The sequence below is a fragment of the Bifidobacterium sp. LH_449 genome, from assembly GCF_056356755.1.
In genome coordinates, this window is record NZ_JBKEUV010000008.1 from 97,096 (window position 1) to 118,656 (window position 21,561).

Genomic DNA, 21,561 nt, shown 5'->3' on the forward strand with positions numbered 1-21,561 from the left:
ATGTCAGAGCGGCATCTCATACGGATTCCGGTAAGTCATCCGTCATATGAGGTAATGTATTTTTCCCAAAGGCACTGTCTGTTTACCAACATCAGTGCTTTGAGGATACGCGACAAACCGGCGTGGGGCAGTCCCCGCACCATATGGTGCCGATACGTCGATTCCGACGTCATGGACATGATGTCTTGAATCCTCTGATCGATTGGGACATCATGAGCTCCGGCAATTTGCGGAATGACCCATCCTATATCGTTGGCGATGTGATGATCCAAACTTCGTAGGCCTGCCTTTCCCAGACGATCTTCGAAGAACCGTAGTTTGACGCGATTCGCTGCGATGACGTTTGCGACCTTCTTTTGCGAATACACTGTTGCCATGCCCGAATCCATGTGCCTGTACCGATATAACGCCTCCGCCATGGCATAGACGCGAGGACGCGTCGCCAGTACCCTAAGATTGAAATCCAGGTCCTCTTCGTATACCATCGATTCGTTGAAACGCAGCCCATCGATGACGGATCGCCTGAATATCTTGCCCCATGGCGGGTTGAGGTAGTCATGGTCTAGCAGATACGCGAGATCGTCATCATAAGATTCTCCATCACAGACCATGTCATGGTCGATGACGGATGTCCGTTGCACGACATCCATTTCATCGATGTACCGTTTCCCGAAGATAACTACGGAGCTGCCGGTCGCACACATCGCAACAAGTGCCCGCTCCACAGTCCGGGGATCGAGGGTGTCATCACTGTCTACAAACATCACACCCCCCCCGTGCCATGTTCAGGCCAATATTACGCGCAGCCGACGCGCCCCCTCCGGCAGTATGTGCAACGCGTATGCGATTGTCCTTTAACGCCCACGCATCGCACAACGCTGGGCAAGAATCCGGAGATGCATCGTCCACAAGTATGACGTCCAGCGCTTGATACGTCTGCTCAGCCAAGGACGCGACGCACGCGTCCAGGAACCGTTCAGCACGGTACACCGGAACGATGATGCTGACTAAAGACCCGTCCGTACATTCTGTCATAGTTTTCTCCCTCCATGCGTCAGATAGAACTCCTGCAGACTGGCGGCCACATCGGCCATCTCATAACCCGCGGCACGGATTGGCGCGACCCGATCGGTACGGGGTCCGACTGCGGCAAGTTTCCGGTCGATAAGGCGTGCCCAGCTCTCCGCACCACTTTCTTTAGGCACGAAAGTCATGAGATCGCTGGCTGCGACCTCAGGAGGCACGTTCCCTTCCGGCGCGAAGGAGGGAAGCCCGGAACACTGTGCCTCGATGTAGACGATGCCCAGTCCCTCGAATCGTGAGGGCAGTACAAAGGCATCCATCGCCTGGTAGAGATCGGCGACATCCGAACGTTGTCCCAGCATCAGGACAGCGTCTCCCAGTCCAATTTCAACAATGCGCTGCTCGACCAGGTCTCGCAACACGCCATCGCCAACGATAAGTAGCTTCGAGTCAGGTTTCAGCTGATGGTACTGATCAAAAATATCAAGCAAGAACAACGGGTCCTTCTGACTGCGAAGGTTTCCGCAGAAACCAAGCACCGTCGTCGTCTCGGCAATGTTAAGCCCACGCCGAAGTCTCTCACGTACATCTGGATCGAAAGCAAAACCTGCCGTGTCTATACCGTTGCGAATCCAGGTGAAGGGCTTATCGGGGAACATGAACTCCGCGGCCTGTGCCGAACACGCAAAATAATGCGTGGGAAGAGTGGCAATGTCGCGTTTGACGCTCCGCGTACGAATTTCCCAAGCGAGCTCATGCAGAGGATCACTATGTACATGTGATTCTGAAATATTGTGCGAGTGCAGGACACGAAGACCGATGCCGGCGCGCCTGGCATATCGCAGGGGGAACGCGTAACGGAAGTTGGAATTGACATGTACTCCGGCAAACTCACGATGCTCAGCGAAAAATTCCGCAAGACATCTCCGTGATTGAACAAAGGATTCCCGCTGCGGAACCATGACCCGGTATATTCGTCCGCCCATATCGAGAATTTCGTCCTCGAACACCAAACGACCTTCGTCATGAGCCTGAAGAAAATCAAATTGAACAAGAGATTTGTCGATATGGCGGTACACCCCCATAAGAAAGGTCTCCAGCCCGCCAAGTCCTGTGGTCATGCCCCATTGCAGGATACGCACGGGCTTATGCTGGTCGCTCATTGGTAACCGAACTCCTTACCGGATTATATATAATATTAGGCTTTGCACGGTTGGGCAGGTATTCCAGTCAGCACTTCCCCCTGACGAAGGCAAGATTTGACAACTACCGCCCCCGCACCAACAGTCACGCCGTCGACAAGAGTGATACCACCAATGGCTGTGGCCCCCATGCCGAATTCGACGTTATCCCCAATGGTCGGAGTCGCCCAGTTCTTTTTGTCGTCCATTCCGGTCATGCCACGGTTTCCGATGCAGTTTCTCCCATGAAGGTGAAGGTTCTTACCGATTCGCGCATGCCCGTTGATAATGATACCTTCATGATAGATTCGCAGTCCGATATCGCAGCAATTCTCCGCAATGCTAATTCCCAATCTCGCACCCATACTGTTCTTCCGACGAAGTTTCCAGAGAAACATCATGTAATGCAAGAACGAACGATGCCGATTGTTAAACCAGTACTCACTGACACGCAACCGCTTTTGGAAACGCCAAAACTGAGTTTGGATATCGCATACCAAATATTGGTACAAACGATCGCGTCTATTCTGAGAAATATAAAACACCCGCTCAGTATCAAGAAATCGACGTAAATCAGATCTAGTGACAATTTTAAAATCGCCATTATTTATCATATATAATCACCTGCAGTAATCAGCTACACACACTCAACGACATACACAGCTAGACACAAAGACACTGCATTTTGTCTGCATTTCCAGTCGAAACCAGTCTAGTTCACACCGTGCCATACAACTATGAGATACCGTCATAGTTCTCTAACAATATTTTACTTTTCTTAAATAAATTATTCTAAGTTCCTATTATTTTTTTGAAATACCCATTTCCATCATCGTCTCATTCAGCCATGTGCGCGATTCTTCTCGATATCGATCAAGTAACCGTTGAACAACTTCATAATCAATCTCCGGAGAAATGCCTTCATCACAAACTCCATCATCGAGTTCAAACAAACGAAATAGCGTTTCCATACGAGAGTTCATATTTCGCTCTCCGGTTCGGTCAGACCGTGAGAACACGGTAAATTGCCTATGAAATATTAAAGAAAAGCAACATGCATGATAAGAGTCAGTAAATACATATTGCGCTTTAGAGAACAACTCAACAAAATCACGAACACCAGCGACATAGGTATTGATATCTGAATAATCCACCAGACGACGAATTTTACAGTCACGCTCACGGGCGTATTCCTGTATTGTTTGTTCTTGTTCTGGCGAGGGCTTACCCAAAAAATATGTCAGTATATAGTTTTCACCTGAAGACACAAAATTACGCGTAATCTTACGCCACTGATTGTCTGTAAGCATAAGGGTCGGATCTAAGACTACTGTCGAATCCTTCCCAGACAATTCGCGGACAAGCTCTTTACCCTGATCTTCACGAACCGATATACGACTTAATCGCGGAAGATACTTGGCAAAAACTTCTCTTGCCGGACCTGAGACCCGTGACACCCCAAAACTAGCGGCATATGTACAACATGGTATTTGATCGGATACCAGAGAGCCAAGACGCAAAGCTAAATCTTCGTTCGTAACGACATGGTAATTCCATATCTGATCAGAACCAAGTACTACTGCATCAAGTTTGCTTCCTCCCTGCAACCCGCCATACACCGTCATAGTGAAGACATTGTTAGGAACACATTCCTTTGTAAAACGGACATTTGACAATATTCTACGACCCTGCAAAGCAGAATTTCCACCTTGCAATTGACCGAGCCAAGATTTAACTATTTCACGAAGATTACGAACTTTTGACTTAATGAAGGAGAACCGGGTCAACGCCCCCGGCCGCATATCCACCGTAGTAACAGTTCCGTAATCAAGCAGAAGTTGTTGCAAAGCATAGTTCTGCAGCCGATTACCATAATTTGTATTATCGTTAATTGTAATAATCCCGATGTTTTGAATCATATTCGCCTTTCACTACATTACGTCGTTATATTCAAAACTACATGAAATGTTTGACCCAGTTCCAAATCCTACAAAATATAGAATCATTAGTATATGCTAGCAGCATTCTTATACGCGTTTTCCAAGGATATTCGTTTTTCAAAATTCGATAGTCTGACCGATATCGTCGGATATTCTTTCGACAAATAGATATCAGTTTCTCATCATGACAATCATAGGCTCCATAAAGAAGTTCCATGCTCAATACAGCATACTGAGCTGCGCAATACCGCACGGCATCGCCGTGCACAATATTTAGCATACGATCAAACGCTTGTATTAACGTACTCGTTTTATGGTTCATGCTATGTATCGCAGAACCTGACCGATCAGCATATTCATAACAATACTCATTTATGGAATAAATTCTTTGAGATCGAACCTCGGCTTGCACTAAAAAAAGCAAATCTTCACAAAAATGAATGTCTTCGGAGAATCTGATACACGGATGATGCTCCAACAGAGCTCTTTTAAATATTTTATTCCAGACATAGCCTTTTCCTTTAGTTGGAGAAAAAGCATATTTCAATGCCTGCTGAATATTCATATCTCCTTCAGGTATCGGAGGGGCCAGCGCAGATTCTTTGGCACTTTCCGTCTTTACTCTATAATTAAACAGCACGATGTCAGGCTGATAATTAGTTATACAAGATACCAACTTTTCAAAAGCAAGAGGAGTAAACATATCATCACTATCAAGAAAAACAATGTAATCGCCCTTTGCGACATCCAGCGCATTATTCCTCGCAATAGATACCCCAGCATTGGTCTGATGCAAAACAGCGACTCTTGAATCACTGTCGGATAATTCATCACATAAATGCGACGAGCCATCCGTAGACCCATCGTCCACAAGTATGATCTCACAATTATCATTTGTCTGGTTCAGTACACTTTCGACACACTGCCTTAGATAAGAAGCCGAATTATAAACAGGTACGATGACACTGATTAGTATCTTTTTCACAGTACTATTCCCCCAATAATCATCGGCCATTCATTATTCTGTAAATAACGCTAGGAAAGAACGCAACGACAAACAACTTCACTTTAAGAAGCAAACCAACGCCGTTGTCAAATATTACAGGGCATAACTTTAATCTCAGCTCATGTGCTATCTTCCGTAAGTCACTCTTATCAGCCCTCTTACCAAACAGCGACAATAAAACATCTACACGACTTTGCATAATAAAAAAGTTCAAAGCATGCTTGTTCTGATAGTTCATAGACTCTAAGTAATCTACACATAAATCTGCAACTTTTATTTCGTCAAAAGTATGAGCATTAACTTCTGAAGTAGTGCAAATTGATCCAGCTCTTACACAATAATGATATAGTCTATCCGACATTGCATAAATTTCACTCATACAACTATATACCTGCACCAACACGTAATAATCTTCACTATTCAATCCTTCATAGAATCTGACACCATTTTTCCCAACAAAAAATTTTGCGTCAAACATTTTCCCCCATACGGCACCCCTAAATGCACGATGGTACAAAAAATATTCTAGGGCAACATTGCCGTCAGTAATACCTTCTGGGTTCTTTTGTTTACCAGCCTGAGAGAACCCATTTTCATAATCAATATACCCACTAGCTACAGCAACTTCTGCCGGTGTATCGAAAAGTTTTTGCAGTAATGTTGAGATGTAATTGGGCTCAATCCAATCATCACTATCAACAAAAGTAACAGCATCCCCAGTAATCACGTCCAAACCAGCATTCCTCGCGGAAGCTAACCCCCCATTAGTCTTATGTATGACAACGATGCGATCATCCTTTCTGGCCCATCTATCACACATTTCTGGACAATGATCTGGAGACCCGTCATCTACAAGTATTATTTCCAGGTTTTGATAATCCTGCTTTACCACGCTTTGCACGCATCTATCTAAATAGTCCTCTACCTTGTACACTGGAATGACGACCGACACCAAAGCATCTTGAGAAATCATTTCATTGCCCCAATCAACGTTTTCCACTGCTGCACAACACTAGGCAAATCAAAAACCATAGCGTTGTCTAATGCATGCTTCGAATATTGCTTCCTACGTTCCGATTCATCCAACAGACAGAATATTCTCTGCACCATCTGATCAATCTGTTCTGCTGATACTAAATCACCATCTACGCCGGCAATTACAATTTCAGCAGGTCCCGTTTCACAATCAAAGCTCACAATAGGTAGCTTATAAGCCTTAGCTTCCAGCAATACCATGGGCAGACCTTCGAACCGTGAAGTCATTACGAACATGGCAGCCTTACGGTAATATTCATCCATATTATCGACGCGGCCTTTAAGAATCAGCTGGCTGCCGACACCTGCTTCAGCGATTTTCTTCTCCAGCATCGGGCGGTCCTCACCTTCGCCGAGAATCCACCACTGCCAGTCAGGATGAGCCGGCAGCACTTGAGCCGCCACATCCACCAGCATGTCGAAGCCTTTCTGATACGTCAAACGCCCTGAACTGATGATGATATGGGAATCCACATCATAAACAGGTTCAGGATCCGGCATCTGCATAGGGTTCGGAATCGCAACCACCGGGCAATGCAGATGCAAATGTCGCTCATATAATTGCTTATCAGCCCTGGTGAGGGTGACAATGGCATCCGCCTTCCGTGCGGCCCATCGACGTGTCAGCTTACGATACGGTACACCGGGATTCTGGTTGTAATTGAAATGTTCCCAGGAAATGACCTTCACACCCGTAGCACGTTTCAGCGGCAATGAATACATGTCAAGAATGCCATCGATATCCACAAGAATCTCGATATGATGTTGTATCACCAATCGTTTCAATCTTGAGACGGTATCAAAATAATGTTGAATGCCGTGCGTGGGAACGGAATATACCGTATACCTGTTGATTCGATCATCGATATCGAAAAACGGCGTATTCGATTCTTCAAACAAACTGATAAAAGAAATAATGAACGAATCTTCTTTCACCAGTTCATTAGCAATCATAATCGAAACATTTTCCGTACCGCCTGACCGCGTAATATCGCCGGAAAAGAATGCAATGGATGTCCTCTGGGATTTCATACCAGTCCTTCCGTCAAACGGCGTTCTTCCTGCGTAAGAGGAATACGCTGGTATGTATTCAACACCAGTAAATGCAGCACCGGAAATGTGGCGGTTTCATGCCTTACCCATGAGCCGAAATCCGGTTCGAAGATGAACGATGCCAACGCATAGCCCAAATACACGCATAATGCCAGAAACAACACCGGTTCATTGATACGGTTCAGTTGTCTGATCAGATGAACCATATACAAGGTCACCATCAACTGAAAAATAAAAAACGGCCAATAATAAACGCCACGCAATGCCAACTCAATAGGAATCATCATGCGGAATGCGTTAATGACATAATTGACCATGAATATCGGCAAGCCGTCGCCCGGAATCCAATTCAAAATAATAGTGGCCGAATCGGAGCTATCACCAAAAGCAGTATCGTATCCTGCGCGCAGTCCTAACATCTGATTGTATTCATCCGGCATCAGAATCTGAGCGGACAGCATGGCAGCATAGATCACCGCAAACAGCAGAACCCCGATAGCCAGCAAGGAGCCCAAACCGATACGACCGCGCTTTTTGAACCACGACAGAACCACATACACCGCCAGAATCAACGCGGCGATCAGAATGTAGTATTCACGGAAAAACGTGCTCTCAAAATACAGAATGCCGGCGCTGCCAAGAATCTTGAGCAGTGTGTTGTCGAACGGCAGCATCAGAACGATGTATACTGCAAAGAAGAAAGCGAATTGGATGATATCCTTGCCGATGGTGAAAATGTAGATGTTCAGCAACCCCACCGCAGCCAAAATGAATATCGACTGGAACAGGTCCGGGGCATCGGCGCGAATCATCATGAACATCAGCAGGAACGTGAATAATACGCCCAAGCATAGCGACCATGACAATATGGTATCCAATTTGCCGATATTGATACTGGCGAACAAATCGGAAGCGACGCGATAACTGCCCTCCCATTCATCCATGGTAGAGACCTCGGCAAGGCCGAGCGTGACATTGGTCATGCCCAGAATACGATTGTTGTCGTAAAAATACTTTGCCGGCAAAAAGAATGCGACCATAAGCTTCGCGATCACCATGACCGGCAATATCAGTACAAGCAGCGCGCTCTTGTTGCGGACGTCCATCGCATGACGTCTGACCCGCAACGCCCTGCGGGTCAACGGTACGGCAGGTTTTCTTCGCATGGCAATCATGCAAAGGCCTTTCCGCCATCATTTCCGGACCGTTTCAACACTTCCAGATAAAAGTTCTGCAGCCACTGCGCATTAGCCGTAATATCAAAGCCCGCATTGGTAACAGACTCCAGGCCAAGGGCACGGTCACGGGACGCGAATTTCTGTACATGGCGCAGCACGGCGGCAGCCCACTGATCCGGCGAATCATTCAATGCAACCATCTGCACGGTACCGGTCACATCGCATTGCGAAGGAACACGATCGGAAATCACGCACGGCAGGCCGGACGCCTGTGCTTCAATCATCGTTACCGGCAGTCCCTCGTATAGGCTAGGCAGCACGAAACAATCCATGCCCTGCATGATGCGGTTCACGTCCGAACGCACGCCGAAGAAACGAACCGCGTCGTGCAGCCCCAGCTGATCGACCTTCTCACGAATCTGGTTCTTCAGTTCGTCGTTCAGTTCGCCGCCGCCGACCAGCCACAGTACGCTATTCGGCTGCCGCTTATGCAGCGCGGCGAAAATATCAATCAGGAACGTGTGGTTCTTCTGCGGGAAGAAACGGCCGACATGGCCTACGACCAGCGTATTCGGGTCGGTCACGCCGAATTCCGCGCGCACGGCGGCAGCGGTTTCGGCATCATAGCGGTACAGTGCCGTATCAATCGCATTACGCTGCTGAATCACACGGGAATGGTTCTTCCTGCCGAACAGCCAATCGCCGGCCTCTTCGCCGCATGCGAACATATGCGTCGTATACTTCGGCAAACGCAGACGGAAATACTCGCGGAAAACGGACTTCAAGTCGAAGCCCACCGGTCGGTTATGCGCATGGGCAATGCGCACGGGCACGCCCATCTCCTTCGCCACACGCAAACCGAAATAGCTACGTTCCTCCAGATTCGAATGAATGATCCGATACTCAGGATGGTGCTGCAAAAAAGCCTTGAATTCCTTCTTGTACCGGCTGAAATACTGCGGGTACATCGGGCACATACGGTAAATGCGACCGCCCAACTGCTCGATTTCATCCTCATATGCGGCCCTGTAGTCACGGTTTACCAGGAAATCATAGGTGACTTTCGATCGGTCCATATGGCGCAGATAGTTCATCATCATGGTTTCCGCACCGCCCCGGTCCATCACCGTATCAAGCACCAGCACGCGTTCCGGCATGCCAGTGGACGAAGATGATGCCGCGGCGTTGGAACAGTTCATCGGGGATTCCTTTCGTGTAATCGGGGTGATGGACAGCCCATTGCCCGGGCGAACCACGGAATCCGACGGAATGTCACCGCTGATCACACATCCCGCACCGATGACGGTATTGTCTCCGATGTAGCTGCCTTTCAGGATGGTCACATTGCTCCCGATCCAGCAATGAGCGCCGATAGACACCGGAGCCTCACTATAGCCTTGATCTTTTATGGCGCGGGTCGGGTCGGCGAAACGATGGTTATGGTCGTAGACATGCACGTTCTCACCGAAAATGGTCTCGTCGCCTATGCTGATACGCTTACGGGCGTGCAGCGCACAGCCGTTATTGAAGAAGACATTGTTTCCCAATACAATGCTGCCGCCGTTCTCCACCGTGGCTTGGAACCCCTTGCGCATGTGGAAGCCTTTGCCCCAAGTCATATGCCGGCCATATATCACCTTGTACACGATTTTCAGCAATAGGCCTGTGAATCGGTACCATAACTTGATCGCCAACATCAGGTCTTTCCCTTCTAGATAGTTCGCTGGTACAAAGCCGTGATATGCTCCAGCATGTCATTAACGGTGAAACGTTCCGCATATGTATCATGAACTTTTTCCAACGGCATCGGATTATGCAACAATCCCAATACTGCTTCCGTTCCGGCTTCCACATCGCGGCAGGGAAACAGAACACCGTTCCTGCCCGGCTGCACGACTTCATCATTTCCCGCAACGTCCGTGGCAGCTATAGGTACACCGGCCCGCAGCGACTCGACCAGTGAATATGGCATACCTTCATATAGAGACGTCAGCAGGTACACATCAAAAGCCGACACAATCATATCCGCATCGGCACGGTACCCAAGAAAATGCACATTGTTGGATATTCCTTCATGCGCACAGTAGGATTCCATCTGCGTCTTGAAAGGCCCGTCACCGACATACACCATGTGTGCGGATGGTTCCGCTTTGATGATTTCAGCGGCAATCGCCACCGAGGTCATGGGATCCTTCTGCTCGACCAAGCGTGCGGCGACTCCAACCACATACGAATCCGGAGGCAGACCCAGAGCATGACGCGACTGTTCTTTTGATGGCAGCGGTGTATCAGCAATACCGTTATAGACTACTTTAAATTTCCGCTCATCATCAAGATGTTCAGCAAGAGCCGCTTCACGTTCCCCCCGCGACACATTGAACGTAAGCGTCGTACAATATCGGCTCAGCCAACGTTCCACCGCCGAAAAAACGACACGTTTCTTCCCGCTGAATTCCGGAGCTTGGAACGAATACGCGTGAGGCGTATAGAAAATACGTTTCACACCACGACGTTTCGCGGCGATTCGACCGATGACTCCCGCCTTCGAACTGTGGCAGTGCACAATATCGGGGTTAATTTCCCGGATAAGACGCGACATCATTCTATAGGCCCTTATTTCATGTCGCGGGCTGATTTCACGCACAAGGTCAGGGCAGGGAATCAATCGTGCTCGACGTGCCATTTCCGGCAGCTTCGCACGATAATAATCATCGATGCGCGATGTACCGTACACCACGGTGATATCGAACTGGTTTGGATCCAGTCCTAAGACCAGATCGGACACATGTCGTCCGCACCCTCCCATGGCCTCCTGTATCAGCAACAGGCGTGTCTTACGCATCAGACCGCCCCGCAGCCTCTTGGGGGGTTTCTGAGACAGGCTGTTCCGATTTCGTTGACTGCGCTGCACGCCGTTCAGATTTCGACTCCGAATAATAGTAATAATAGGGGTCTTTTTTCAGATGCCTTCTGTGATGTTCCAGATTAAGCACCGCAGCCGCGGGCTCGACGTCAATCATGTCGAACTCGAGTCGGGCTTCCTTCAAATCCTTCTTCACCGCAATGTTCTGCCCAGCGACCATAAGCAGCGTCGCGCCTTGATGAGCAAACACCGCGGCATCGTTCGCGACTTTCATGGGGGTCGTGTCAATGATCACCGTGTCATAGTTGCCGGCTGCAGCCTCCAAAAAAACCTTCATTGCGTTCGAATTAATCAGAATGGAAGGATTGGTTCGCTGATCGCCGGCGGGAAGCACATGAAAATTCGGCTTCCAATACTTCTGGATCGCCTTGTTCAGCTCAACTTGCCCGGTCAACACATGAGCCAAGCCAACCTTGCCATTGATTCCCAAACGTTTCGCCACGGACGGTTTACGCAGATCCGTATCAATCAGCAAAACGTGTCCGCCTTTTTCCGCAATGGCAGCAGCAAGATTCACAGCAAGCGTCGTTTTGCCCTCGGCAGGTCCGCTCGACGAAACGACGATGATATTGGAAGTGCTTGTACGGTCAGGTGAGATGAACGCCAGGTTCAATGCCAAGCGGCGCAGCGTTTCGGCAACACGACTATTCGGATTGGAGATGATAACGGAACCGTTCTCTTTAAAGGCATCGTTACGCGCTATAGAAGCCAACACCGGAACTCGCAGCAATCGCTGTACGTCTTCTACACTACGGACGCGTTTATCACACACTTCACAAAGCGCAATAACGATTACGGCCGTGAATAAGCCGGCGATCAATCCCATGAACCACATTTTTTGATAGTTCGGAGAAGATGGGGATGCCGGTGCCTGAGCCGCCTCCACAGTGTAAAGATGCAGAGAATCCAACAGCCCGCTCTTACTGCTGCTATAAGTGTCATTGGTGATCTGTTTGTTCAAGCTGGCAAAAACGGAATTGGCGATGTCCGCGGCCACGCGGGGATCCGGATTAGTTGCTGAAATATTCAGGAATCCATCACTGGTCGTGGCGACCGAAAGAAATTTCGTCAACCCACTGACCGTGGTGTCAAGCCCAAGATCGTCGATAACAGGCTGCAACACCGATGAAGTAGTAACAAGACGGGAGGCAATCGACAGCTGGTTCGAAGTCGTGCCGGAAGCGGCCTCTCCTGCAGAGTTACTCAGTGACACATGCGTCGCGGTATATTCCGGTGTAGCGGTCTGTGTCAGGTATGCAGTGACTCCCAAAACAGCGAGCAACACGACAAAACCGGCAATCGCATGTTTTTTCAACATGCGAAGGGCATCAGCAATAGTCACGTCCTTCTCCAATCCTATTGAACGAATCGATTTATTGTACGTTATTCTACGGTTCCCGTACCAATATTATGGATGCGATACACCACATACCCTCATCAAAAAACATCCCTGCACCGCATCCTCTCATTCTTTTAACAATGGAGTCTGTCTGACCTGAAGTGCGGACTGAACTGGCGCCGCAGCCGTCTGCACCGTGACATGGATGGACAACGATTGCCCGGGCTGAAGCACAATGCGTTTGGCCCCGACCGTCAATCCGTCATGCGTAGTCAGCAAATCAAAATCACTGTCGTCCTGGAACGTCCATTCAACCAGACGGCCGCGATATGGCGCATATAAATACATATTCACCGCAAGCTCCCCCGACTGCAGTCCGTCCACGCCATCCCCCAATACATACGCAGGCAACGACGAGACATCCTGTTCCGACAGCATATTTGACAATTCAATATCCACGTCGTACAGACGGGATCCGTCCGCCTGCTCACTCTGCAACGTCGCGGTGACGTTTCTATTCAGATACCAGTCCATCTTCGACTGCCCGGCATCATTGAAGTAGACCCCCACTGCAGGAAGTGATTCGCTGGCGCTCAGCGTACCGGAAATTGTTGCGCCTTCCAGTTCGTTTTGTATGGACGACGATTCATGCCAGATTTTAAAATGCCCATTCTCAACTGAGGCCGCTGTCTGACGAATCATCTGCATCAAATCAAGCTTCGACGTATGCGTGATTTTATCGAAAACGGACCGGGCCGTTTCGGCAAAAAATTCATTTTGCCAATCAGTATCGTCAGATTCGAAATACACGTCATGCAGAAGGGTTTGCACGGTATTGGAACCGTCCAAAATTCTTCCATCAGACAAAGTCACGTTGCCGGTCACTTGCAGCAAGTCCTGTAAAAAAACCGGATCCAGCGCAATCACACCATCAACAGCACGCTCCGGATAGCTGGTTTCCCATAAGGCCTTCGCGGCTTGGGCAGCTCGCGGAAAATCAGGGGTGATGTTCACATCATGTGGAATACGCCCCATCTCATCGCCATAAAGATTCACTTCTTCGGAAGTCAACGAAATCACAGATTCATCTTGGATGCTAACAGACGTATCCGGCACAAAATCCGACAGGGAAAGCACTCCACCGGCAACAGTCAGAGTACCCCAAGCACCAGGAAGCCCGCCCGTGGCGCGTAATTCAGAATTGTTTTCCGCCAGAACCAAATAAGTCTGCGGCTGTTCGCCGTTCAAGTCCAGCATCGATGGGGCTGTTTGCGCGAAGCGTGTTACAAGATCAACGCCTTCGGCCAGACTGTTCACTTGTGTTTTGATGCTCGACAGGGCTTCGTCCAATCGTCCGATATGCGTTTCTTCAACCAGCTGAAGCTCCGTATCGGCATCAGTCATCGCCGAATCGGCCATATCCAAATAGACGGATGCATCGCCTAGGCCAGGTAGCCGGACGACCCCATCTGAAATGCCGAAGTCCGTATAGTCCATGCAAGACAGGGCATTACGGAGCTGAGGAAGTGCGTTATCGCCGATATCGTCAAGTATTCTCACCGTATCCCGGACGGATTTCACATCATGCCCGTAATACGGGAGCCATTCCAACACAGCCCACCCCGGACTCTCAGTCTGATCTTGTATCGAGGCGACATGCTCCGACAACGTGTCCAAAGAGGATTTCAGCTCCTCTTTTGCAGAAACATCAGTAAAGGAATCCTGCAGCTGGCGCGGTATATCGTTTGCAACCGCCAGCGCCTCCGCCGCTTCCCGCTTGATGATCAATGCTGACGCGCACATGTACACCGTGTAACACAGCAGGAACAGACACAATGCCAAAACCACATTGCGGATCCGGTGAGATGACCGCCGTGCTCCATGACCGCGTTTATGTGAAGCCCGCCGCATGCCGCCGACGTGCTTCCCCGAGCGCCCGTTCTTTGAACCGAAGAATGAGGCGGAGTCCGCAACAGCATCGGGAACGATGGGATTCACCGTCTCGGAATGCGCAACATCATGCAGTCCATCCGATATCACGGATGCGGCATCATGCTTCCCGCCGTGGAAAGACCGTGCACCCGCAAGCCCATGAATCTCATCGCTCATTGTCAGTAGGCTCCCCTATGGCTCAGCACCGCACCCACTGTACGGAGCATAAGAACGATATCGCCTAGAATAGACCAGTTTTGCACGTATGAAACGTCCAACGATTCGCTTTCCTCGGCGCTCAAATCGCTTCTGCCCGAAACCTGCCAGGGACCGGTGATGCCAGGCTTGACCAGCATGCGTGTAGCGTACAGCGGATTATAACGGGCATATTCCTCCGGCAGAGGCGGACGAGGACCCACCACCGACATGTCGCCCTTGATCACATTCAGAAATTGCGGCAATTCGTCGATAGAGAATCGACGAATGAACTTGCCGACCTTCGTGACGCGCGGATCGTCCTTCATCTTGAAAATGAACCGATCCTCCTGGCCCGTCTGCTGTGCCAGTTTCGCTTTCAGCTCGTCCGCATTGACTACCATGGAACGAAATTTGATCATACGGAACGGCTTACCACGCAGACCGATACGCTCCTGCGTGTAGAAGACGGGGCCGCCGTCGGTCAGCTTGATCGCGATGGCCACCGGAACCGTGACGATCAACGACACCATGACCGCCAGAATCGATATGACAAGGTCGAACACACGTTTTATGAAACGAATATGCGGAGTGTACTGCGGTAGCCGCAGGGTGAGAACGGTGGTGCCTTGAATGGTCCGCACGGTGGTCTCATGTCCTCCCGTATCCGCGGCTGACGTAATCAGGGCGATCTCCATGCCCAACGATTCCATTCTTACCGAAAAAGCGTTGAAATTGTCGGAAAAGCGGTGCAGAACATCAGCCACCATCACAGTCTGAGCGCCGCAAGCCACCATTTTCCCGGCCAACTGCGTATCCTTATAACGCAGGATATCCAGATCGGCCCCTCCGTTTGCGGCAAGCTGCCTTCTGACCTCATCCATATTCGTCACCGCTGCGACATGCCCGGAGGAATTCAAGCGTATCGGGCACACCGCGATGGGGCGATAGTTCAGCTGCGCCCGCTTATATAGGAAACGCAGGGTTCGTCCGATGCCTTCAGGAGAACCCACGATAACGGTCCCATAGGAATATGCGCCTTTGCGACGTCCCCGAGTTATGAAGGCGCGGACTACGACGCGCTCGAGCATCGTACAGATCCAGTTCAACACGACCGCCAAAGACAACGTTTCCAGAGAAAAGTCCAATGCCAGAACGAAATTCAGTGCGCAAAGCGCCACCCATCCCTGAACGGATCCTTTGAATAGCAGCATGTTCAGCTGATATCCGTCACCCATCACATGTCGATGGTACACGCCCGCGAAGCGCAGACAAAAGATGAACAAAATGGCCGCAATCACCAAATACAAGGCCGGATTCACAGTGAAACCGAAGCCGGACTCGATACCGGGCATGTTCTGATGCCGAACGAGAAATACAGCCGCGCCGCATATGACAAACACGACTGCATCACATAGCATCAACGTCAGATTCACGAAAAAACGCCAATATTGCGCATGACTCAACCGGCTCTGATACAACTCCGCGAATCGCGCAGACGCCGACGAGGACGACGGCCCATCCGCCCGGCGCATGGTCCGTTGTGATTCACGTCCGCCCATTTCCCGCCTTCCCGTTGCAAAAACATTCATAACCCATCTCCACCAGCAAGACAGGCCGTCACATTTTCTCCTCTTGTATATCGTAGAAGACCGAAAGACAATATATAGGGAACAATCACGTTTCGATTCCCGCATTCAACACGGAAAACACGCAGGTACATCTCACCATTGCCGGGAGTACCATATATAGGTTGCTCAAAATCGTAGGAACGACAACGCGGAAGAAGGCGTAATCGGTGAAGCAGAACGCACAAAGAAGGAAAGACAAGACGATCAGGACAACTACCGCCACAGGCCTCTCCCACGCGCTCACCCGTGAGGAATCATATAAGGACGGCCATCTGACGCATGCCGCGTTCGTCTCGATCGCCATCCTCACGTTCATCACCTTCGTCGGAAACTTCACCCAGCTCCAGCTGAGCGCCGCACTGCCGACCATCGTCTCCGAATTCGGCATCTCCGTGACCACCGGCCAGTGGCTCACCTCGGTCTTCCAGCTCGTCATGGGAGTCATGGTGCCGTTGACCGCCTATCTCACCCGACGGTTCTCCACCAGGCAGATCGTCATTACCTCGATGCTTGTGTTCACCATCGGATCCGTGCTCGCATGGCTCAGCCCGTCGTTCATCCTCGTGCTGCTTGGTCGTACGCTCGAGGCCATGGGCACCGGCGTGATGTGGCCGGTTCTGCAGATCACCGTGTTCTCCATCTACCCGCTCTCCCGTCGAGGCATGGCCATGGGCACCGTGGGCATGGCCATGAGCGTCGCGCCCGCCATCGGTCCGACGCTGGGTGGCTTGCAGACCGATCTGAACGGATGGCGCTCCATCTTCCTGACCCTGACCGTCGTCGGCATGATCGGACTCGTGCTGGCGGCGTTCGGACTGCGCAACTTCGGCGCGAACGACCCCGACGCGAAGGCCGATTTCTTCTCCGTGGGCCTGTCCGTGTTCGGTTTCGGCGGCCTTATGTTCGGCTTCACCAACATCGAATCGTATGCGTTCACGCACCCGATGGTGTGGGTGCCGATGCTCATCGGCCTGATCGGCATCATCTGGTTCGTGCTGCGGCAGGTTCACGGGGAGCGGAAGTTCGAGGCTGTAAACAGCGAGGCCGGCGAGGCCAGCGAGGCTGGCGCCGTGGCCAATGGTAAGGCGGCCAATAGCAGGGCCGTCAAGGCTGGCAATGGCAAAGCTGTCAGCGGCAGGGCCGCGCAGCCGCCGCTGCTCAATCTCATGGTATTGCGCAACCGCAGCTTCACCATCGGCACGGTAACGGCGGCGCTCTCCTTCTTCGCATTCAGCTCCATCACCGTCATCATGCCGCTGTATATTCAAGACTGCCGCGGCTATTCGGCCACAATCAGCGGCCTGGTCATGCTGCCGGGCGCGCTCGGCCAATGCATCGCCCAGTTCTTCGGCGGCAAAGTGCTCGACAAATTCGGCGCGCGGCCCGTCGCGCTGGCCGGCACCATCACCTTGCTGTTCGGCACCATCATGATGAGCCTCATTTCGATGACGTCCTGGATCTGGTGGGTGTCGATCTGGCAGTTCACGCGTCAGATCGGCATGGGCTTCGTGCTGATGCCGATCACCACATGGTCGCTCAATTGCCTGGAACCGCGCGACGTGTCCGCCGGATCAGCCGTCACCAATACCGTGCGTCAGATTGCAGGCGCCGTCGGCGCGCCAATTCTGGTGATCCTGATGGAAACGTTCACCCAGCTGCGTCAGGCGTATCTCGGCGGCGGGGCCGACGTGGCAATCGCGGCCAACGTGTTCGGCATCCAGTGGGCGCTGCGCGTGAGCGCCGTCATCTGCTTCGGCATGGTGCTCACCGTGTTCTTCGGAGTGAAAGGCCAAGGTGCGGGATCCTCGCACGACGTGGCCCGCCGCGCCATCTCGCACATGCACACCGTGCACGTGCTGCCGCATCATCATGATCACACGGTGTGAGGCGATACCATGTAGACGCCTGCTGTTGATGGCGGGGCTTTAGTGGCATGTGGGTCAATAACGAGAGGTTATTGACCCACATTTGTATTTTTTTACAAAAGTGAGTCGATAGCGGAAGCTTATTGACTCACTCTTGCTAAAATTTACAAAAGTGAGTCAATAAACACCCTGCGAAAGGTGCAATGATGCTTTTCCACCGCGAACAATACCTGACCAAGCTACGCCCCTTCTATCACGACAGCGAGCTCATCAAAGTCATCACCGGCATACGCCGCTGCGGCAAATCATGCCTTCTGCAAACCATCGCCGAAGAACTCAAGGCACAAGGAACGCCACAAGAAAACATTCTGTACTTCAACCTCGATCAATATGGGCTGCAAAACATCACCACACCCGAACAGCTCGACGCGCTCATCCGACCGCACATGAGCGCAGCACAACCCCAATACCTGCTTCTCGACGAAATCCAAAACATAACCGGATTCGAAACACTCATCAACGCCTACCGAGAAAGCGGCAAATTCTCCATCTTCCTTACCGGCAGCAACTCCTACCTACTCTCCGGAGAAATAGCCACCAAACTCACCGGACGCTACATCGAAATCGAAGTGTTCACGCTCTCCTTCGCGGAATATCTGCAAATGATGCAGCAGAAGCAAGAGACCCCAATCAACATGCGAAACGAATTCCTGCACTACCTCGCCTACGGCGGATTCCCCAAAATCTTGGACTACACCGCAGAAGACGCCAAACGAACATACGTGGAAAACGTCGTACAGCAAATCTTCGAAAAAGACGTCAGGAAACAGCAACGCGTCAAAGATCGGGATGCATTCGACCGCGTGCAAGCATACGTTATCAACAACTACGCGGCACCAACCAATCTCACCAACATCGCCGAATACATGACGGCCAAAGAACACGCCCCCATGCAGCGACGAACAGTTTCCCGATACGTGCGACTGCTGGAAAACGCGAAAATCATCTACAGATGCCCCAGATTCGACCTGAAATCGCGTAAATCCCTATCGGGAGGAGAAAAATATTACCTAGCCGATCTCGGCATCTACTATGCCCGAAACACAAATACTCAATCCAATTACGGACCAGCCCTGGAAAACATTATGTACACGTACCTTCGCAGCAAAGGGTACGCGGTCAGCGTCGGAAAAATCGGCAGACTCGAATGCGACTTCATCGTCAGGAAAAACAATCAGTACGCCTATATTCAAGTGTCGCAGACAATTGCCGCGCCGGAGGTGGAAGAACGAGAATACCGTCCCTTTAGGTATATCCGAGATTCCCGCCCCAAATACCTGTTCACCCTCGACCCGCTGCCGACCTCACGAGACGGCATCCGGCATCTGAATCTTATGGATTTTCTCGCCAACGATGGCGAAATTGAAGTGGGATAAGGGTGAATATCGGCGCACATGTGGGTCTCCAGCAAACGCGGGGGCCGAATGCGACGTTTTGTGGCTCAACAAGCATTCAGTGGGTGCTTTATGAGTTCAGTGGGCACTGATTTCCACAAATACTTCAAGGAAAATACGGAACAGCGTAGGAAAACTCGTCAAACGAGCACCCACTGAAAGCAAAAAGCACCCACCGAAGCCAGACGAGAATCCCGAGGAAGCCAAATGCGCGTGTCAATGCGGCAAACCTTCCGAGTACGGCATCCTCGGCAAGATGCATACGCTGCGCGAATCGACGCAAATGCTCGTCGAACGCCTGATCCGGCAAACCGGGAATCCCGGGCTTGATGACATGCGTGGTCCGAGCCGTACCTTCAGCCGAATACCACTGACCATTTTCCCGCAGCAACGCAATTTTGCCCTGCCGACCCGCAACCGACCAATGTTCCTGCTCCGTAGCCGGCTGAAGACCCGAAGGAGCGGCCTCGCGAAGGCGCATGGCGATTTGCGCATCGGATATCGGAGACACGCGGTCGTCACATTGCGGAATGGTCGAATCGGCAGACAAGCGCAGTGCACCGGACGAATCCAAACCGACTGCCATCAGCAAATCAAACGCATCCACAGACCCGGACTTATGCAAACGCGCCGTGTTTTCACGCGATTCCATAGACTCGGAAACCAGCGCATCCAAAAACCGCCGGTCGGTCATCGAAAAAATCCCCCTTCTCGATCGGGAGGGATAACGAGAGAGGCGTCGCACCGGCCTGCCACCGATACTGGTCATCGTACGAAAAGGTAATACGAGACGACAGTCCCGCATTCCGGATAAGGCACAATGTGCGTAAACCGGCGAGGCGACGCACAATGTGTGGGTAGCACATACACATTGTGCGGGTGCCACATACACATTGTGCGGGTGCCAGCAACTGCGCACGCCAGCAACTGCGCACGCCAGTAGCATGAATGCGCATGCTCAACGGGTGGAACAATCAGCCAAAGCGGATGGAAGAATCGGCCGACTCGGCAGCACGAAACGCAACGCGACGCAAGACGGCAAAGTGACGCAAGGCAACGCAAGGCAACGCAACGCAAGACGGCGATGTGACACAAGGCAGCGAACGCAAAGCAAGACGAAGCACAGCAACGCACAGCAACGTAAGACGGCGGTGTAGCGCAAGATGCGGCATCCCAAAGGCACCCGCAAAAGCACCCGCAAACGAGGCCGGCTCACCGGAACCGTTCGGAGATAACGATGAATGCTAAGCCACGTCCAACGCCATCTGACGCAATCGTTACAAGCCCGATGTTCAAGCGTTGCCGCAGCAACTTGCAAAAAGACATCATACGATGACGCGCATGGCCAATATCTATGCGATTCCCGGCGAGACGCCTATGATTATGACAATGTCAAAGTGGAATATCTTCGGCAGTTCAGGGCCAACACTCAAACATTGAAATCCGTTGACGCAGTGTATGTTGACGGCGACGATGTCATTTTGGCGGAATTCAAAAACGGCGATTCCAACAACGTCAATTCGAAGGATATTCGCATCAAAGTAATGGACAGTCTGTCGATGCTTACCGACATCACAGAAGTTCTTCCATCAAAAGCCAAAAACAACCTTGCCTTCATCCATGTCGGAAGATCTCAGGACAACATCCGCCGGCAGCTCAACCAGAAAGCGGGCAGCACCGATCCCATGGATAACATCGCAGACGTTCTTGCGCCGCTGCGGGGAATCTTTTTCAAAGACGTACGGGTAATGACCGGCGCGGAATTCGACCGATATGCGGGAGTCTGACTAAGCCGATACGCTTCCA

The 21,561-nt window shown here is 51.1% G+C and carries 18 protein-coding genes; 3 read left to right on the plus strand and 15 right to left on the minus strand.

Annotated elements, in window-relative coordinates:
• Positions 1–35 precede the first annotated feature (35 nt).
• From AC1AX7_RS07240 to AC1AX7_RS07305, 14 genes are all read right to left on the minus strand, one after another.
• On the minus strand, positions 36–767 hold the full coding sequence (locus tag AC1AX7_RS07240) for a hypothetical protein (RefSeq protein WP_476509410.1): 732 nt from the start codon (positions 765–767) through the stop codon (positions 36–38).
• Positions 748–1,035: a glycosyltransferase family 2 protein gene (locus AC1AX7_RS07245; protein WP_476509411.1), complete on the minus strand. Its 288-nt coding sequence runs from the start codon at positions 1,033–1,035 to the stop codon at positions 748–750. Before AC1AX7_RS07245 ends, AC1AX7_RS07240 begins: the two co-directional genes overlap by 20 nt.
• The gene (locus tag AC1AX7_RS07250) at positions 1,032–2,186 is read right to left on the minus strand and encodes a glycosyltransferase (RefSeq protein ID WP_476509412.1); all 1,155 of its coding nucleotides are present in this window, start codon (positions 2,184–2,186) and stop codon (positions 1,032–1,034) included. Before AC1AX7_RS07250 ends, AC1AX7_RS07245 begins: the two co-directional genes overlap by 4 nt.
• Before the next feature lie 35 nt (positions 2,187–2,221).
• Positions 2,222–2,818, minus strand: coding sequence for an LbetaH domain-containing protein (locus AC1AX7_RS07255; protein ID WP_476509413.1), 597 nt, complete (start codon positions 2,816–2,818; stop codon positions 2,222–2,224).
• A gap of 189 nt (positions 2,819–3,007) precedes the next feature.
• Positions 3,008–4,123 (minus strand): polysaccharide pyruvyl transferase family protein, encoded by a 1,116-nt coding sequence (locus tag AC1AX7_RS07260; protein ID WP_476509414.1) that lies wholly within the window; start codon positions 4,121–4,123, stop codon positions 3,008–3,010.
• 37 nt (positions 4,124–4,160) lie between these two features.
• Complete coding sequence (locus AC1AX7_RS07265) at positions 4,161–5,159, minus strand: glycosyltransferase family 2 protein (RefSeq protein ID WP_476509415.1); 999 nt, start codon at positions 5,157–5,159, stop codon at positions 4,161–4,163.
• Positions 5,149–6,150, minus strand: coding sequence for a glycosyltransferase family 2 protein (locus AC1AX7_RS07270; RefSeq protein WP_476509416.1), 1,002 nt, complete (start codon positions 6,148–6,150; stop codon positions 5,149–5,151). Before AC1AX7_RS07270 ends, AC1AX7_RS07265 begins: the two co-directional genes overlap by 11 nt.
• Positions 6,120–7,217, minus strand: coding sequence for a glycosyltransferase family 4 protein (locus AC1AX7_RS07275; RefSeq protein WP_476509417.1), 1,098 nt, complete (start codon positions 7,215–7,217; stop codon positions 6,120–6,122). Before AC1AX7_RS07275 ends, AC1AX7_RS07270 begins: the two co-directional genes overlap by 31 nt.
• A complete protein-coding gene (locus AC1AX7_RS07280; RefSeq protein WP_476509418.1) occupies positions 7,214–8,413 on the minus strand; it encodes a hypothetical protein in 1,200 nt (399 codons plus the stop codon). The genes AC1AX7_RS07275 and AC1AX7_RS07280 overlap by 4 nt, the downstream gene beginning before the upstream one ends.
• Positions 8,410–10,035, minus strand: coding sequence for a glycosyltransferase (locus tag AC1AX7_RS07285; protein WP_476509419.1), 1,626 nt, complete (start codon positions 10,033–10,035; stop codon positions 8,410–8,412). Before AC1AX7_RS07285 ends, AC1AX7_RS07280 begins: the two co-directional genes overlap by 4 nt.
• A 92-nt stretch (positions 10,036–10,127) precedes the next feature.
• Positions 10,128–11,258, minus strand: a complete 1,131-nt coding sequence (locus AC1AX7_RS07290) for a glycosyltransferase family 4 protein (protein ID WP_476509420.1) — start codon at positions 11,256–11,258, stop codon at positions 10,128–10,130.
• Complete coding sequence (locus AC1AX7_RS07295) at positions 11,251–12,681, minus strand: polysaccharide biosynthesis tyrosine autokinase (protein WP_476509421.1); 1,431 nt, start codon at positions 12,679–12,681, stop codon at positions 11,251–11,253. The genes AC1AX7_RS07290 and AC1AX7_RS07295 overlap by 8 nt, the downstream gene beginning before the upstream one ends.
• A gap of 123 nt (positions 12,682–12,804) precedes the next feature.
• Positions 12,805–14,787 carry a DUF4012 domain-containing protein gene (locus tag AC1AX7_RS07300; protein ID WP_476509422.1) on the minus strand — a complete coding sequence of 661 codons (1,983 nt, stop codon included), beginning with the start codon at positions 14,785–14,787 and terminating at the stop codon, positions 12,805–12,807.
• A 2-nt stretch (positions 14,788–14,789) separates the two neighbouring features.
• Positions 14,790–16,367 (minus strand): sugar transferase, encoded by a 1,578-nt coding sequence (locus tag AC1AX7_RS07305; RefSeq protein ID WP_476509423.1) that lies wholly within the window; start codon positions 16,365–16,367, stop codon positions 14,790–14,792.
• 272 nt (positions 16,368–16,639) lie between these two features.
• Between AC1AX7_RS07305 and AC1AX7_RS07310 the strand changes: the two genes are divergently transcribed.
• Positions 16,640–18,322 (plus strand): MDR family MFS transporter, encoded by a 1,683-nt coding sequence (locus AC1AX7_RS07310; RefSeq protein WP_476509439.1) that lies wholly within the window; start codon positions 16,640–16,642, stop codon positions 18,320–18,322.
• Between the two features lie 182 nt (positions 18,323–18,504).
• Positions 18,505–19,737: an ATP-binding protein gene (locus AC1AX7_RS07315; RefSeq protein ID WP_476509424.1), complete on the plus strand. Its 1,233-nt coding sequence runs from the start codon at positions 18,505–18,507 to the stop codon at positions 19,735–19,737.
• Positions 19,738–19,861: 124 nt separating this feature from the next.
• On the opposite strand, the gene AC1AX7_RS07320 is transcribed toward AC1AX7_RS07315, so the two are convergent.
• Positions 19,862–20,449: a HipA domain-containing protein gene (locus AC1AX7_RS07320; protein ID WP_476509425.1), complete on the minus strand. Its 588-nt coding sequence runs from the start codon at positions 20,447–20,449 to the stop codon at positions 19,862–19,864.
• Between the two features lie 547 nt (positions 20,450–20,996).
• Between AC1AX7_RS07320 and AC1AX7_RS07325 the strand changes: the two genes are divergently transcribed.
• Positions 20,997–21,542, plus strand: a complete 546-nt coding sequence (locus tag AC1AX7_RS07325; RefSeq protein ID WP_476509426.1) for a hypothetical protein — start codon at positions 20,997–20,999, stop codon at positions 21,540–21,542.
• The last annotated feature ends 19 nt before the right edge of the window (positions 21,543–21,561 follow it).

Bases quoted from the DNA above. Each gene is read 5' to 3' on its own strand.
- AC1AX7_RS07245 (WP_476509411.1), bottom strand. From the start codon at position 1,035: ATGACAGAATGTACGGACGGGTCTTTAGTCAGCATCATCGTTCCGGTG.
- AC1AX7_RS07250 (WP_476509412.1), bottom strand. From the start codon at position 2,186: ATGAGCGACCAGCATAAGCCCGTGCGTATCCTGCAATGGGGCATGACC.
- AC1AX7_RS07255 (WP_476509413.1), bottom strand. From the start codon at position 2,818: ATGATAAATAATGGCGATTTTAAAATTGTCACTAGATCTGATTTACGT.
- AC1AX7_RS07260 (WP_476509414.1), bottom strand. From the start codon at position 4,123: ATGATTCAAAACATCGGGATTATTACAATTAACGATAATACAAATTAT.
- AC1AX7_RS07265 (WP_476509415.1), bottom strand. From the start codon at position 5,159: ATGGCCGATGATTATTGGGGGAATAGTACTGTGAAAAAGATACTAATC.
- AC1AX7_RS07275 (WP_476509417.1), bottom strand. From the start codon at position 7,217: ATGAAATCCCAGAGGACATCCATTGCATTCTTTTCCGGCGATATTACG.
- AC1AX7_RS07280 (WP_476509418.1), bottom strand. From the start codon at position 8,413: ATGATTGCCATGCGAAGAAAACCTGCCGTACCGTTGACCCGCAGGGCG.
- AC1AX7_RS07285 (WP_476509419.1), bottom strand. From the start codon at position 10,035: ATGACTTGGGGCAAAGGCTTCCACATGCGCAAGGGGTTCCAAGCCACG.
- AC1AX7_RS07290 (WP_476509420.1), bottom strand. From the start codon at position 11,258: ATGCGTAAGACACGCCTGTTGCTGATACAGGAGGCCATGGGAGGGTGC.
- AC1AX7_RS07300 (WP_476509422.1), bottom strand. From the start codon at position 14,787: ATGAGCGATGAGATTCATGGGCTTGCGGGTGCACGGTCTTTCCACGGC.
- AC1AX7_RS07305 (WP_476509423.1), bottom strand. From the start codon at position 16,367: ATGGGCGGACGTGAATCACAACGGACCATGCGCCGGGCGGATGGGCCG.
- AC1AX7_RS07315 (WP_476509424.1), top strand. From the start codon at position 18,505: ATGATGCTTTTCCACCGCGAACAATACCTGACCAAGCTACGCCCCTTC.
- AC1AX7_RS07320 (WP_476509425.1), bottom strand. From the start codon at position 20,449: ATGACCGACCGGCGGTTTTTGGATGCGCTGGTTTCCGAGTCTATGGAA.
- AC1AX7_RS07325 (WP_476509426.1), top strand. From the start codon at position 20,997: ATGCTAAGCCACGTCCAACGCCATCTGACGCAATCGTTACAAGCCCGA.